Origin of the sequence: Micromonospora sp. NPDC005171 (genome assembly GCF_040608575.1) — a bacterium.
GTDB lineage: Bacteria > Actinomycetota > Actinomycetes > Mycobacteriales > Micromonosporaceae > Micromonospora.
On sequence record NZ_JBEXIM010000008.1, the window covers coordinates 23375 to 35955 of the forward strand.

Here is a 12581-nt window from a genome sequence, read left to right on the forward strand (position 1 = left end):
TGATGCCCAAGACTGACTACCTAAACGACCCAGCCGCGCCTCTGGCCAACTCCCTGGTGGTGGCCGTGACAGTCTTCGTCCAGGACGAACGAGGACATGTCCTGCTCATCAGACGATCTGATAACAGCCTCTGGGCCTTGCCCGGTGGCGCGCAGGACGTCGGAGAGTCGACCGCACAGGCGGCCGTGCGTGAAGTCGAGGAGGAGACGGGCCTCCACGTCAAACTCACCGGGATCTCTGGCATTTACTCGGACCCTGCTCACGTTATCGCCTACGACGACGGCGAGGTGCGGCAGGAGTTTTCGATCTGCCTGCGAGCCCGGGTAGTCGGCGGCCAGCTCCGCACTAGCAGCGAATCGTCAGAGGTAAAATGGGTCGACCCAGAGAGCGTCCAGACCCTTCCGATCCATCCGTCCATGCTTCTACGGATCGAACACGGCTTGGAGGACAGACCGCCCTACCTGGGTTAGCCGGCGAACTCGCGAAGTCGGCTCGTCGTTCTGGCAATAGCATCTGCCAGGTCACGCTGGGCGCTGTCTATAAAAACGGTTACTAAATCACCCGGACCATACCGCTCCTTGATCTCAGCAACCCTGCTCACGAAATCCGTCGGCTCTCCGTCAGGCGTTGTGGTGAGATCACACATCCACAACGCGTCTCTGACCGGCCCTTCTTCATCCCGAAAGTCGGCCAGTTGTCCTTCCAGACCTCGGAGATGGGCCTCCCTCACAGCGCATGAGTGATGCGCGACGAGATGGACGAGCCGACCCGGTGCGTCTATGCCCTTCAGATAGACAGCACCATCGAGCGGATGAAATCCAGTCTTCGCCAGGTGCGGTGCGTAGCCGACATCATGCAGGATCGCTGCGGCTTCAAGCAGGGCAGCATCATCACCAACAGCTGCGGCAAGAGCCTGTGCCTTCTGAGCGACGCCCTGGACGTGAGCCCAGCGGCGAGGCAAGGTGCTCGCCAGGTTTTGGCGGGAGACCTCGTAGGCCCACGGAACCAGCGACATGGATAGACGATAACGCCGTTGCTAGCCCCTTCAGCACTGCCCATTCGTACGGCTAGCCGGCCGAACTGCCGGCGATGTTGTGCAAAGTTTCTGTACGTCTTCAAGGCGGCCCGAGACGGGCCGCACGCGCCGCCGCCTGGGCGCGCGTCTGACCCCTCCCTTGGCCGGTCGGGGCCAGCCACGCCATCGCCCGGCGGCTGGCGCGGAGAGCGGGAAGCCCAGGGGCCGCCGTAGACGGTAGTGGCGAGAGCGGTTGGGATTCGTGGGCCGGCAGCCGGCCGGGCCGCGCCGATCGGCGCGGCGGAGGCAAGGGCACGCCGGGTCCGTGCGGCGGGTCGCGGCGGGGGTTGGTCGCGGTTACCGCGCCTCCGGCGGGGGCGCAACGACTCCGAGATGGTCGGGGGTCCGTCGGCGGGTTGCGGTCCGTGGTGGTTGCGCTGGGCCATCCCGTTTGCCGTCGACCCGGGCAAGCCGAGCAGACCACCGCCCGACCCGCCAGCGTCCGAACGTGCGTCAAGGCCGTCTTGACGTGGCGGGCCGGGCAATGGCCCGCTCCCAGGAGGGCGGGTCGACGGCAAACGGGATGGCGAGAGCTGAGGTTAGCTTTACGACCCGCGTTTACTGGGGGTCTTCGAGGGCCTTTTGCCGTTCAACGAGCCGAATCACCAATGCGATTGAAGCTAGATAGACGTAAAAGAGCCACGCCCACCACAGTTCCCGGTCGTAATCTTTATACTGATCCGGCTTGTTGTGACGAATCCAAAATTTGTTCGCAATCTCAAAGAAAGCGCCCTCATCCTTTGGCAGGAGATGAGCCTTCACGCTCGGCCGGTAATGTTCTAGCACGTCAGCCAAATCTCGAATTGCATCTCGCCGATCGGTTGGCGTTGCGCCCCTCCGCCGAAACTTGCTGATTGCCGCTTCCACAAGAGTGCGATTGTGGGGATCGATCCCTTTCGGTGCGCTCTTCATCAACGCCTCAGTGCCAGGAACAAGAGTGCGCTCAATTACGCCATCTTGCCCTAGCTGAAATCCAATCTCGCATCGCCGAAAGATCGTGTTGATTCGGCCTCGATACTCATCCTGAGCCGACTTGGCATGGAACCGCGAATAGTGCCATCCGCAGCCAGAGTACGAATGAAAACCGCCTGCCGTTTCGTCGCCCTGGGAGACACGGTCATAAAGGTACTCGACCATATCGAATAATGTGTCCTCGTCCCATGCTTGAACCTCAGCGCTGGACAAGGGCCATGAGATTTCCCGCCCGAGATCCAGAAGGATCCGGTCTCCAATCTCTTCGCCCATCAACCCAGGCACATAGCCAGCGTCGACGCATTCATATCCGAAGTGCTCTTGCAGGAGGTTGCGGCGGTCAAAATCCTGCACCAGGACAACGAAAAGCCGGCGAACTGCGGCTTGCCCTATTGCACCACCAGGGCGACGACCTTGCCGCTCGGACCAGTAAGTCCGCTCCAGGTCAGTGAACCCTGGACGAGGCTCCATGCAACACCTCCAACAATCATGCAAGGGAGCAGCAGAAAGGCTGTTTGTACAACGTTAGCTGCCAGTAAAGTCCGGCTTCAACGGAAGCTTGCTAAATGATCGATCCCGTAGCAATTCTAGGGTAACCGCGTTCTCAGGGAACTCACTCAGCCACTTAGTAACAGTGGTACGGGAGCAGCCGGCTTCTAGACCTGCAAGGGCAAGAACGCGCCTGTGGAGCGGATTCTCAGTCCGTTTGACGGCCTCAGCGATTACGACCTGGGCTGCCTTGGGGTTCCACTTCGCAAGACGCTGGGCAGCGACTGCGGTCATGGGTAGCGAGGTTCCAGCTCGGGAGAGGATGGACGCAAACTCGTCCTGAATGGGGCGACCAACTTTTCCGCGCGACGGGAACATGGTCCCGAGTTGGGCCGCCGCCCACTCTACCTTGGACCAGGGCTTTCCGAGGTAATCGATGTACCAGTCCTCCATGTCGCCGGTCTTTTTCGCATCCCGGAAAAGCCGCGCTAGCGAGTCAGCAGCTTGCGGCATTCGCATGGCCACTTCGATGAAGCTGTCGATCTTTACGAAATGCTTGTAGGTACGCATCCGAGTGGTGGCGAACTTGATGGAAGTGCGGCTTGCGGTTTCTTTGGCATCAACTAGCCGCTCTACTAGTTCATCAAGTCGCTTGGTGACGAGCTTCCTTCTGAAGAGGATTTTCCCAAATGAGAGTTCCTCGTCGATTGCGCTGTGCTCGACCTCACGAGCACTGATAGCAACCTGATCCCCCTCCAGCAGTTCAGTCTTCCCGGAGTTCATGTGGAGGCCTAAATCATTGAGCGCACTATTGATCTCGACTTGGGCACGGCGGAGGTCGCCAGCGTCGCCACCGAAGAGCCATACATCGTCCATCCATCGCACGAAGCTACGCCGCGTACCCGAACCGTAATCGACGTCGGATGAATGGTGATCAAGAACCGCGTCCAACTGTGACAGATATAGATTCGCAAGCACGGCTGACGCCTGAAAGCGTTGAGGAATGCCACTTCGACCTGAGACCCTGCTCCAATTCCTTAGGCGAGGAAAAAGGTGGTCAACTATGGGTCGAGCGCTTGCCCGAATGATTTTATCTTCGATCTCTTCGATCAGCCGGTCGATTGGGATACTTGCAAAGCAAGAAACGATGTCAGTTTTTAGCGCTACATCGAACTCTCCGGCTAGGTGCGACAAGTACGAACGGTAATTCTCCCACTGCCTGTCATTTGGGGAATAGACGCCTGGAGTCATACCCTTCACAGGGAGCCGCCACCCGTATGCGTTGCGATGCATTCCGCCGATCAAGGGCTGGCTGAGGTGGCCTACGAGCGCCTGATAGGCGAGTCGATCCAGCGGGTCCATCACCATCGCCGGCCGGATCCCGAAGTTCTCCTTCGGGACATCGATCTTGGAGATGGTCCTCACATCCGTGCTCTCGATGCGTGCCTCTATGAAGTCACGCCGGGTTGAAACCACCCAGTCCAGCTCGGGCCAGCCCCATGGATCACGGAACCAGTCGCCCACCAGGTCATAGTGGCACGCGGCCAGAGCCCTGTTCAGGTCCAATGATGAGGCCCAAGACACGGCGCACCTACCTTCTCAATTGGGCGCGAGAGTCCCAATCTTCGCCGAGCCGACCCGATGTTGGCTAGCCACTATTGGGCCAGTTGAACTGCCGTCTGGGCCGTCGCGGGGCCGTCTGGGACGTGACGGGGCCGTCAAACGCCGACCGACGATGACCAACGGAGACCGGCAGCACCCAAAGAAACGGCAGGTCAGCCCCCTGCGAAGGCGGCCGACCTGGTGGGCGACGGACGAGTCGACCTGTACGCCGGATTCTGTGCGCGGCGCGTACCCCGAGGGGTTTGCGCCGGCGGCGGCCATCCATCTCGGCCTGCCGTTGCCGGCAGGCTCCAGCGGCCTACCCGCAGACATCGGGCGGGCAGCCCTCAAGCGTCTGCGCCGGGTCGTCATCTTGCGGTGACGGCCCTTGCTTGGCCTTGCTCCGGGTGGGGTTTACCGAGCCACCCCGGTCACCCGGGGTGCTGGTGGGCTCTTACCCCACCGTTTCACCCTTACCGTCCCCGTTGGGGTCGGCGGTCTGTTTTCTGTGGCACTGTCCCGCGGGTCGCCCCGGGTTGCCGTTAACAACCACCCTGCCCTGTGGAGTCCGGACGTTCCTCGGCGGCGGGCCGAAGCCCGCCGACGCGGCCGCCCGGTCGACTCGTCCGTCGCGCTCTCATCCTAACGACGAGCGTGCGGCCGGTATTGCCACCCCGCCCGGGCAAGATCGCGCAGTTCAACTGCGATCCGGCGAATCTCTCTCGCGGGGCGGCGGCTAGCCTCGTGGGGCTATGGATCTCTCCCACGCCGCGCTGCTGCTCGCCGCCGGTCTCGCCGCTGGCACTGTCAACGCGGTGGCTGGTGGCGGTTCGCTGATCACCTTTCCGGCGATGATCGCGATCGGGTTGCCGCCGGTGCCGGCGAACGTCAGCAATTCTGTCGCCGTCTTCCCCGGGTATCTGGCCAGTGTGGCGGGCAGCCGGCAGGATTTGCCGCGCCCCCGCGCGCTGGCCACGCTGGTGCCCACCACCATCGTGGGCACGATTGTCGGGGCGTTGCTGCTGCTGGCCACTCCGGCCCGCGCGTTCGAGCTGGTCGTACCGTTTCTGGTGCTCGGCGCGACAGCGGTCCTGGCCTTTCAGGACCCGCTGCGCCGGCTGGTCGGCCACCCCCGGGACCTGTCGCCACGCCGGCGGACGGTCACCGTGCAGACGATGGTCGCGCTGGGTGCGGTGTACGGCGGGTACTTCGGTGCGGCGCTCGGGGTGATGTTGGTGGCCGGGCTGGCCCTGGTGCTGGACGCGACACTGGCCCGGGTGAGCGCGATCAAGAATCTGCTCTCCGCGCTGGTGGGGTGCACGACGCTCGTGGTTTTCGCCCTGTTCGGCCCGTTGAACTGGGCGGCCGTCGCGGTGGTCGCTCCGGCCACCCTGATTGGCGGGTACGCGGGCGCCCGGCTGGTCCGTCGGCTGCCGCCGGTGGTGCTCAAGACGGTGATCGTGGTGTTCGGCACGACGATCGGCCTCTACCTGCTCTGGCGCGCCCTGAACTGACCCGCCGCCGGACGCCAAGATCCTCGCGGCTTACCGGGAAACCGCCGCGTCAGCGCGCGTTGAAGCAGCGATTTCCCGGTAAAGCGTGTGGATTCTCGGAAGCGAACCGGGGTCAGTACGCCTCGCCGACCGGCTCTTCGGTGGAGTTCTCGGCACTCGCGGCGCTGCGGTTCCAGCGGGACCAGAGCACCCGCTCGCCGTAGCCGGCGGCCATCACGTGCGCGAAGGCCAGGTAGACGAGCACGCCCACGGCGAGCACCCCGAAGCCGACCCAGAACGGCAGCGCCAGCGACTGCTCGGCGAGCTTGCCGGAGATGATCGGTGCCGGCGCTGCGGCACCCCAGCGGACCAGGTTGAACGCGCCGGTGGCCACCCGACGGTCGCTGGAGCCGAGGCCGAGCGCCAGGTCGGTGAGGTTGGCGTTGGCGAGCCCCATGCAGAGGCCGGCGAGCACCAGCACCACGAGCGCCTCGGCGGTGCTGGTGGAGGTGGCGAAGAGGACCATGCAGACCAGCAGGCCGGCGATGGCCACGCCGACGGTCTGTACCGCGCCGATGCGGTGGGCCAGCCGGTGACCGATGATCAGGATGCCGGTGGCCAGGCCGAGACCCCAGCCGGTGAACGCGAGCCCCAGCGGGACGATGCCCAGACCGAGGAAGAGCGGCGTGTAGCCGAGCACCACGAAGAACACGAAGTTGTACGCGGCGGTGACCACGCAGAGGGCGATGAACGCCGGCCGGCGGTAGGTGGCGAAGATCTGGCCGACGCGTACCGGGGCCTGCCGGTTGGTGGGTTCGCGGAGTTTGCGGGAGGCCACGCCGAGGGCGAGGACCATGAACACGCCGCAGACGAAGAACGGCAGCCGCCAGCTGACCTGGCCGAGCAGGCCACCGATCAGTGGTCCGACGGCGAAGCCGAGACCGAGGGCGGTTTCGAAGAGGCCCACCACCCATTCCCGGTCGATGGCCAGGTTGACCAGCACCACCATGGCGGTGGCGAAGAACATCGCGTTGCCGAGCCCCCAGACGCCGCGCAGCACGGACAGCTGGACGATGTTGTCGCTGAACGAGGCGAGGATCGCGGCGAGGCCGACCACGGAGACGCCGGTGATGAGCACCGGCTTGAAGCCGAACCGGCCGCTGGCCAGCGTCGCGGGGATCATGCCAAGGGCCATGACCGCGATGTACGCGGTGAACAGCAGCTCGACCTGCCAGGCGGTGACACCGATCGCCTCGCCGATGGCGGGGAGGATCGGGTCGACGACGGCGATGCCGGCGATGGCGAGGAAGGCCACCAGCGTGGTGGCGTAGATGGCACTGCGGTTCGGTTCGGAACGCCGATCCACTCCGACTCCTCAGATAGCTGTATTGCACAGGTACTTATTCTGTATCATACAGCTATGAGCGACGACCATGACGCGAGCATCCTCGGCCGGATCGAGACCGAGGTGGCCCTGTTGATGCGCTTCGGCGAGGCCACCCGGCGGGCCACCGGCACCGCCGAGCACCGGGTGCTGGACCGCGCGGCGTACGTCATCCTGCGCCACCTGGCCGACGCCGGCCCACAGAACGTCTCGGCGCTCGCCGCCCGGCTCAATCTCGACGGCTCGACAGTCACCCGGCAGGTGTCCGCGCTTCAGCGCGACGGCCTGATCACCCGCACCCCGGACCCGTCCGACGGGCGCGGCACCGTCATCTCCCCCACCCCGGCCGGTCTGCAGCGGATGGCCGCCGTGCAGGCCGCCCGCACCCGGCTCTACGGCGACATGCTGGCCGACTGGAGCGCCGAGGACCGGGACACGCTGGCGGCCCTGCTGAGCCGCCTCAACCAGGCCCTGGTGAACCGCAACCGCCGCCGCTGACCAACCCGCGACGCCTTTGCCACCGCGACGCCACCACCACCGCCAAGATCGCGCAAGATCCTGGTTGTAGTGGTCTCCCTCGCGGTCCGACACCACTACAACAGAGAGATCGAGCACGATCTTGACGCCTTGGCTGCCAGGTCGGGCTGGCGACCAGCGGGCGCGCCGCTACCCGGGCGCCGACCTCGCGTCGACGCCCGGGAGCGGTGTCAGGCGACCGGCTCGCGGGCCGAGTCGGCGTCGCGCTCGATGCCCGGGGTGACCCGGGGGTCGCCCTCGTCGGCGAAGTAGTCGTCCGGCTCGGTGCCGTCGACCCCTTCCTCGACCTTGCTGGCCCGCAGCGCCAGCGTCACCAGCGCCGCCACGGCCAGGTTGACCGCCACCGCCACGATGCCGACGTAGATCGTCCGGGTGGTGTCGAACCCGAATTCCGACAGCGGGAACGCCGAGCCACCGAAGTGCTTCTTCGTCGGGCTGGCCACCTGGTAGAGCATCCACATGCCCAGCCCCATGCCGACCGCCCAGCCGACGATCAGGCCGGTGCGGTGGAACCAGCGGGTGTAGAGACCCAACGCCACCGCCGGCAGCGTCTGCAGGATGATCACGCCGCCGATCAGCTGGAGGTCGATCGAGAACTGCGGGTCGAGGAACACGATGCAGGCCACCGCGCCGACCTTCACGACCAGTGAGGTGATCTTCGAGACGTTCGCCTCCTGGGCCGGGGAGGCGTCCCGCTTGAGGTACTCCTTGTAGATGTTGCGGGTGAACAGGTTCGCCGCCGCGATCGACATGATCGCCGCCGGCACCAGCGCGCCGATGCCGATCGCCGCGTACGCGACACCGGCGAACCAGTCCGGGAACTGCTGGTCGAACAGCAAGGGCACGACGGTGTTGTTGTCCACACTGCCGGTCGAGGCCCCAGGCAGCGGCTTCACGCCTGCCGCGATGGCCATGTAGCCGAGCAGCGCGATCAACCCGAGCAGCAGGCTGTACGCGGGCAGCGCCGACATGTTCCGCTTGATCACGTCGCGGTTCCTGCTGGCCAGCACACCGGTGATGCTGTGCGGGTAGAGGAAGAGCGCCAACGCCGAGCCGAGCGCCAGCGTCACGTACTGAAGCTGGTTGTTGCCGTTGAGCAGGATGCCGTCGTTCGGGTTGGGTGAGGCGTCGAACTTCGCGTCGGCGGCGGCGAAGATGTCACCCCAGCCGCCCAGCTTGTACGGCAGGTAGATGACCGCCACCAGGATCACGATGTAGATCAGGCTGTCCTTGACGAACGCGATCAGCGCGGGCGCGCGCAACCCCGACTGGTACGTGTAGGCGGCCAGGATGGCGAACGCGATGATGATCGGCAGGTGCCGGGCCAGCGCGTTGTCGCCGGTGACGCCCATCGTCTTGAGCACCGCCTCGATGCCGACCAACTGCAACGCGATGTACGGCATGGTGGCGACGATGCCGGTGATGGCGATCAGCAGCGCCAGCACCGGCGAGTCGAACCTGCTGCGGACGAAGTCGGCAGGCGTGACGAACCCGTGCCGGTGCGACACCGACCAGAGCCGCACCAACACCAGGAAGACCAGCGGGTAGATGACGATGGTGTACGGCACGGCGAAGAACCCGGCCGCGCCGGCACCGAACATCAACGCCGGCACCGCCACGAAGGTGTACGCGGTGTAGAGGTCACCGCCGACCAGGAACCAGGTGATCCAGCCGCCGAAGCTGCGCCCGCCCAGCCCCCACTCGTCCAGGTGCGCCATGTCCTTCGGTGCCCGCCATCGGGCGGCCACGAAGCCCATCGCGCTCACCAGCAGGAAGAGGAACGAGAAGACGATGATCTCGGTGAGATGGTCGCGCCACATCAGGATCCACCCCGCTTCTTCGTCATCTGGTAGACCAAGGTGGTGGTGCTGACGCCGAGCAGGATGAAGGCCAGTTGCAGCCAGTAGAAGCGCGGGAAGCCGAAGACCCGGGGCGAGTCGCCATTGAAGAACGCCGGGATCAGCGGCACCACGATGGGGATGAAGAGCAACCAGTTCCAGGGGCTGTGGTCCTTCGCCCTGGTCGGCGCCGTGGTCGGCGCCTCTGGTTCGGGTGCAGCCATCAGACACACCTCCGGGGAGTCGTGGCTTCCGATGTAACGGCCGGAGGCTACGACTCTGTGATGGCGGTCACCTGACCCGCCCGGAGGGTGCTGCGCCGAACGGCCGGTCGGCTGCGCCGAACGGCGCGGCCGGCCGGCCGTGGCAACGGAGGTGCGGCGGGTCAGTCGAGCGCGGCGAGGTGGGCGGTGTCGTTGACAGTGCGCACGGCCACGCCGCCGTCGGGCCACATGTCGAGCACCGAGATGCCGGCCGCGTCCAGGAAGAGCCGGTGCAGGAAACCGTCGCCGGCCGCGAGGGCGTCGCGCAGCATCAGCTTGATCGGCGAGACGTGCGAGACGACCACCACGGTCTCACCGGGGTACGCGGTGAGCAGCCCGGTGATGACCCGGTGGGCGCGTTCGGCGACGTGGGTGAACGACTCCCCGCCCGGCGGCGCGATCCGCGGTGAGGCGAGCCAGGCGTCCATCTCCCCCGGCCACTGCTGGCGCACCTCGGCGAAGGTCCGCCCCTCCCACTGGCCGAAGTCACACTCGATCAGGTCGTCCTCGGTGCGGACCGGCACGTCACCGAGCGCCCCGGCGATCGACGCCGCGGTGGCCGTACACCGGGACAACGGTGAGCTGAGCACGGCCGCGACGGACGGGGCCAGCTCGGCCACCCGGGCGCCGGTGGCCTGGGCCTGGGCCCGGCCGCGCTCGGAGAGCGGCACGTCGCCGCGCCCGGAGTAGCGCCGCTGCTCGGTGTACGCGGTCTCGCCGTGCCGGACCAGGATCAGCCGGGTGGCGGTGAAAGTCGGCCGTGGCTCCCAGGAGGCCGGCGCGGTCGCCGGGTCGCTGCCGGTCGCGGGCGTCCCCGCAGGCTGTGCGGTGGCTGCCGGCGCCGCGGCACGGCCAGGGGCCGCAGTCGCCGGCGGACGACCCGCGGCGGCGTCCATTGCGGCGTTGGCGAGGGCGTCGGCGTGCCGGTTCTGCTCACGCGGGATCCAGCTGAACCGGACCGCTGCGAACCGGCCCACCAGCGCGGCGGCCTGGGCCGCGAGGGGGCGCAGGCCGGGGTGCTTGATCTGCCACCGGCCGCACATCTGCTCGACCACCAGCTTGGAGTCCATCCGGACGTCCACCTCGACGGCGCCCAACTCGGCGGCGGCGGTCAACCCGGCGATCAGACCCTGGTACTCGGCGACGTTGTTGGTGGCCGTGCCGAGCGACTCGGAGCGCTCGGCGAGCACCTCACCGGTCTCCGGGTCGCGCACCACCGCGCCGTAGCCGGCAGGGCCGGGGTTGCCCCGGGACCCACCGTCGGCCTCGACGGAGACCACGCGCGGCGCCATGACCTACAGGCCCGACTCGTTGGTACGAACCATGATCCGTCGGCAGTCCTCGCAGCGGACCACGTCGTCGGGGGCGGCCTTACGGATCCGGGCCAGGTCGGCACCGGACAGCTCCAGGCGGCATCCGCCGCAGCGGCCCGCGGTGAGCAGTGCGGCACCCAGCCCGGTGTCCTCGCGGATCTTGTCGTAGAGGTTGACCAGCTCGCTCGGGAGGTCGGCGGCGAGCGGCTGACGGGCGCCCCGCTTGAACTCCTCCTCCTTGGCGATCTCGGCCAACGCTTCGTCGCGGCGCTGCTCGGTGGCGGCCCGCTTGTCCCGGGTCTCGGCCAGCCGCTGCTCCACGCCGTCCAGTACGCCCTGCGCGGTCTCCCGCTGCTCCATCAGCTCCAGCTCGGCGTCCTCCAGGTCGCCCTGGCGGCGCTTGAGCGAGACCAGCTCGTGCTGCAGCGCCTCCAGCTCGCGGGCCGGACCGGTGCCGGCGGCCAGCCGGTTCTCGTCCTTCTCCTTGCGGGCCCGGACCTGCTCGACGTCCTTCTCCAACCGGGCGATGTCCCGGTCCAGGTCGTCCACCGCCACCTGGGCGCGGACCCGCTCGTCCTCCATCGACGACAGCTCCCGGGCCAGCGACTCCAGCTCGGCCCGCTCGGGCAGGGAACGCCGACGGTGGGCGAGCTGGGCGAGGTTGGTGTCGATCGCCTGGAGGTCGAGCAGGCGGCGCTGCACCTGAGGGTCAGCCTTCACGGTCGGGCTCCTTGTCGTCCACAACGGGTGCGGCGGCGTGCACGGTCCACGGGTCGGTGTCCAGGTCGGACACCAGCGTCTCGACGTCCAGCGCCTCCCTGAGGAAGGCGGCCAGGTCGTCCAGCCACGGTCGTTCCGTCGCCCAGTGAGCGGCGTCGATCAGGGCGGGACCATCGGCGGCGAGGTGCTCGCCGGCCGGGTGGTGCCGCAGGTCGGCGGTGAGGAACGCGTCCACCCCCGCGGCGGTCGCGGCGCCGAGGAAGCTGTCCCCCGACCCGCCGCTGACGGCGAGGGTACGAACCATACGCCCGGGATCCCCCGCCGCGCGAACTCCCCAGGACGTGACGGGAAGCACCGCGGCGGCGTGCCGGGTCAGTTCGGCGAGGGTCATCGGCTGAGGCAGCTCGCCGATCCGGCCGAAACCCCTGTCGTCGCCGTGGGCGGGCGACCCGGGCGCGGGCCGCTGGAGCGGGCGTAGATCGGTGAGCCCGAAGCGGGCGGCGAGGGCGTCGGAGACGCCCGGGGAGGCCACGTCGGCGTTGGTGTGCGCCGCGTAGAGCGCCACCCCGGCCCGGATCAACCGGTGGATGATCCGGCCCTTGAAGGTCGTCGCCGCGACCGTCGAGACCCCGCGCAGCAGCAGCGGGTGATGCGCGACGATCATGTCCGCGTCGGCGGCCAACGCTTCGTCGACGGTCTCGGGCACCACGTCGACCACGCAGAGCACCCGGCGGACCGGGGCGGCCGGCTCGCCGAGCACCAGGCCCACCCGGTCCCATTCTTCCGCCCAGACTGGCGGAAAGCGCCCTTCCAGCTCGGCTACCACGTCGCTCACCGTGGGGGCGGATCCGCTTGTGCTCACGGCGGGCCAGCTTACCGGCGTGGAGGCCACCGG

12 protein-coding genes and 1 other RNA gene are annotated in these 12581 nt (G+C 67.1%); 3 read left to right on the top strand and 10 right to left on the bottom strand.

Annotated elements, in window-relative coordinates:
• Positions 1 to 2: 2 nt before the first annotated feature.
• Positions 3 to 470: an NUDIX domain-containing protein gene (locus ABZU74_RS13555; RefSeq protein ID WP_355422511.1), complete on the top strand. Its 468-nt coding sequence runs from the start codon at positions 3 to 5 to the stop codon at positions 468 to 470.
• On the opposite strand, the gene ABZU74_RS13560 is transcribed toward ABZU74_RS13555, so the two are convergent.
• The 4 genes from ABZU74_RS13560 to rnpB form a co-directional block, all read right to left on the bottom strand.
• Complete coding sequence (locus tag ABZU74_RS13560) at positions 467 to 1015, bottom strand: HD domain-containing protein (RefSeq protein WP_355422514.1); 549 nt, start codon at positions 1013 to 1015, stop codon at positions 467 to 469. The genes ABZU74_RS13555 and ABZU74_RS13560 overlap by 4 nt on opposite strands.
• 618 nt (positions 1016 to 1633) lie before the next feature.
• Positions 1634 to 2401, bottom strand: a complete 768-nt coding sequence (locus ABZU74_RS13565) for a hypothetical protein (protein WP_355422517.1) — start codon at positions 2399 to 2401, stop codon at positions 1634 to 1636.
• 171 nt (positions 2402 to 2572) lie between these two features.
• Positions 2573 to 4060, bottom strand: coding sequence for an RNA-directed DNA polymerase (locus ABZU74_RS13570; RefSeq protein WP_355422519.1), 1488 nt, complete (start codon positions 4058 to 4060; stop codon positions 2573 to 2575).
• Positions 4061 to 4347: 287 nt separating this feature from the next.
• An RNA gene (gene rnpB / locus ABZU74_RS13575) (RNase P RNA component class A) lies at positions 4348 to 4763 on the bottom strand.
• Between the two features lie 127 nt (positions 4764 to 4890).
• Here rnpB and ABZU74_RS13580 point away from each other — a divergent pair.
• Positions 4891 to 5652, top strand: a complete 762-nt coding sequence (locus tag ABZU74_RS13580; protein WP_355422522.1) for a sulfite exporter TauE/SafE family protein — start codon at positions 4891 to 4893, stop codon at positions 5650 to 5652.
• 112 nt (positions 5653 to 5764) lie between these two features.
• Here ABZU74_RS13580 and ABZU74_RS13585 read toward each other — a convergent pair whose 3' ends face one another.
• Positions 5765 to 6997 carry an MFS transporter gene (locus tag ABZU74_RS13585; protein ID WP_355422525.1) on the bottom strand — a complete coding sequence of 411 codons (1233 nt, stop codon included), beginning with the start codon at positions 6995 to 6997 and terminating at the stop codon, positions 5765 to 5767.
• Positions 6998 to 7051: 54 nt separating this feature from the next.
• On the opposite strand from ABZU74_RS13585, the gene ABZU74_RS13590 reads away from it, so the two are divergent.
• Positions 7052 to 7513 carry a MarR family transcriptional regulator gene (locus tag ABZU74_RS13590; protein ID WP_355422527.1) on the top strand — a complete coding sequence of 154 codons (462 nt, stop codon included), beginning with the start codon at positions 7052 to 7054 and terminating at the stop codon, positions 7511 to 7513.
• Positions 7514 to 7722: 209 nt separating this feature from the next.
• Here the strand turns inward: ABZU74_RS13590 and mctP are convergent, their stop codons facing one another.
• The 5 genes from mctP to ABZU74_RS13615 all read right to left on the bottom strand — a co-directional run bounded on the left by mctP (position 7723) and on the right by ABZU74_RS13615 (position 12548).
• On the bottom strand, positions 7723 to 9372 hold the full coding sequence (gene mctP / locus ABZU74_RS13595) for a monocarboxylate uptake permease MctP (protein WP_355422529.1): 1650 nt from the start codon (positions 9370 to 9372) through the stop codon (positions 7723 to 7725).
• The gene (locus tag ABZU74_RS13600; protein WP_355422532.1) at positions 9372 to 9614 is read right to left on the bottom strand and encodes a DUF3311 domain-containing protein; all 243 of its coding nucleotides are present in this window, start codon (positions 9612 to 9614) and stop codon (positions 9372 to 9374) included. Before ABZU74_RS13600 ends, mctP begins: the two co-directional genes overlap by 1 nt.
• A gap of 161 nt (positions 9615 to 9775) precedes the next feature.
• Positions 9776 to 10945, bottom strand: coding sequence for a bifunctional RNase H/acid phosphatase (locus tag ABZU74_RS13605; protein ID WP_355422535.1), 1170 nt, complete (start codon positions 10943 to 10945; stop codon positions 9776 to 9778).
• 3 nt (positions 10946 to 10948) lie between these two features.
• The gene (locus ABZU74_RS13610) at positions 10949 to 11686 is read right to left on the bottom strand and encodes a C4-type zinc ribbon domain-containing protein (protein ID WP_355422538.1); all 738 of its coding nucleotides are present in this window, start codon (positions 11684 to 11686) and stop codon (positions 10949 to 10951) included.
• Positions 11676 to 12548, bottom strand: coding sequence for a Nif3-like dinuclear metal center hexameric protein (locus ABZU74_RS13615; RefSeq protein ID WP_355422541.1), 873 nt, complete (start codon positions 12546 to 12548; stop codon positions 11676 to 11678). Before ABZU74_RS13615 ends, ABZU74_RS13610 begins: the two co-directional genes overlap by 11 nt.
• Positions 12549 to 12581: the final 33 nt, after the last annotated feature.

Bases quoted from the DNA above. Each gene is read 5' to 3' on its own strand.
- ABZU74_RS13555 (WP_355422511.1), top strand. From the start codon at position 3: ATGCCCAAGACTGACTACCTAAACGACCCAGCCGCGCCTCTGGCCAAC.
- ABZU74_RS13560 (WP_355422514.1), bottom strand. From the start codon at position 1,015: ATGTCGCTGGTTCCGTGGGCCTACGAGGTCTCCCGCCAAAACCTGGCG.
- ABZU74_RS13580 (WP_355422522.1), top strand. From the start codon at position 4,891: ATGGATCTCTCCCACGCCGCGCTGCTGCTCGCCGCCGGTCTCGCCGCT.
- ABZU74_RS13590 (WP_355422527.1), top strand. From the start codon at position 7,052: ATGAGCGACGACCATGACGCGAGCATCCTCGGCCGGATCGAGACCGAG.
- mctP (WP_355422529.1), bottom strand. From the start codon at position 9,372: ATGTGGCGCGACCATCTCACCGAGATCATCGTCTTCTCGTTCCTCTTC.
- ABZU74_RS13600 (WP_355422532.1), bottom strand. From the start codon at position 9,614: ATGGCTGCACCCGAACCAGAGGCGCCGACCACGGCGCCGACCAGGGCG.
- ABZU74_RS13605 (WP_355422535.1), bottom strand. From the start codon at position 10,945: ATGGCGCCGCGCGTGGTCTCCGTCGAGGCCGACGGTGGGTCCCGGGGC.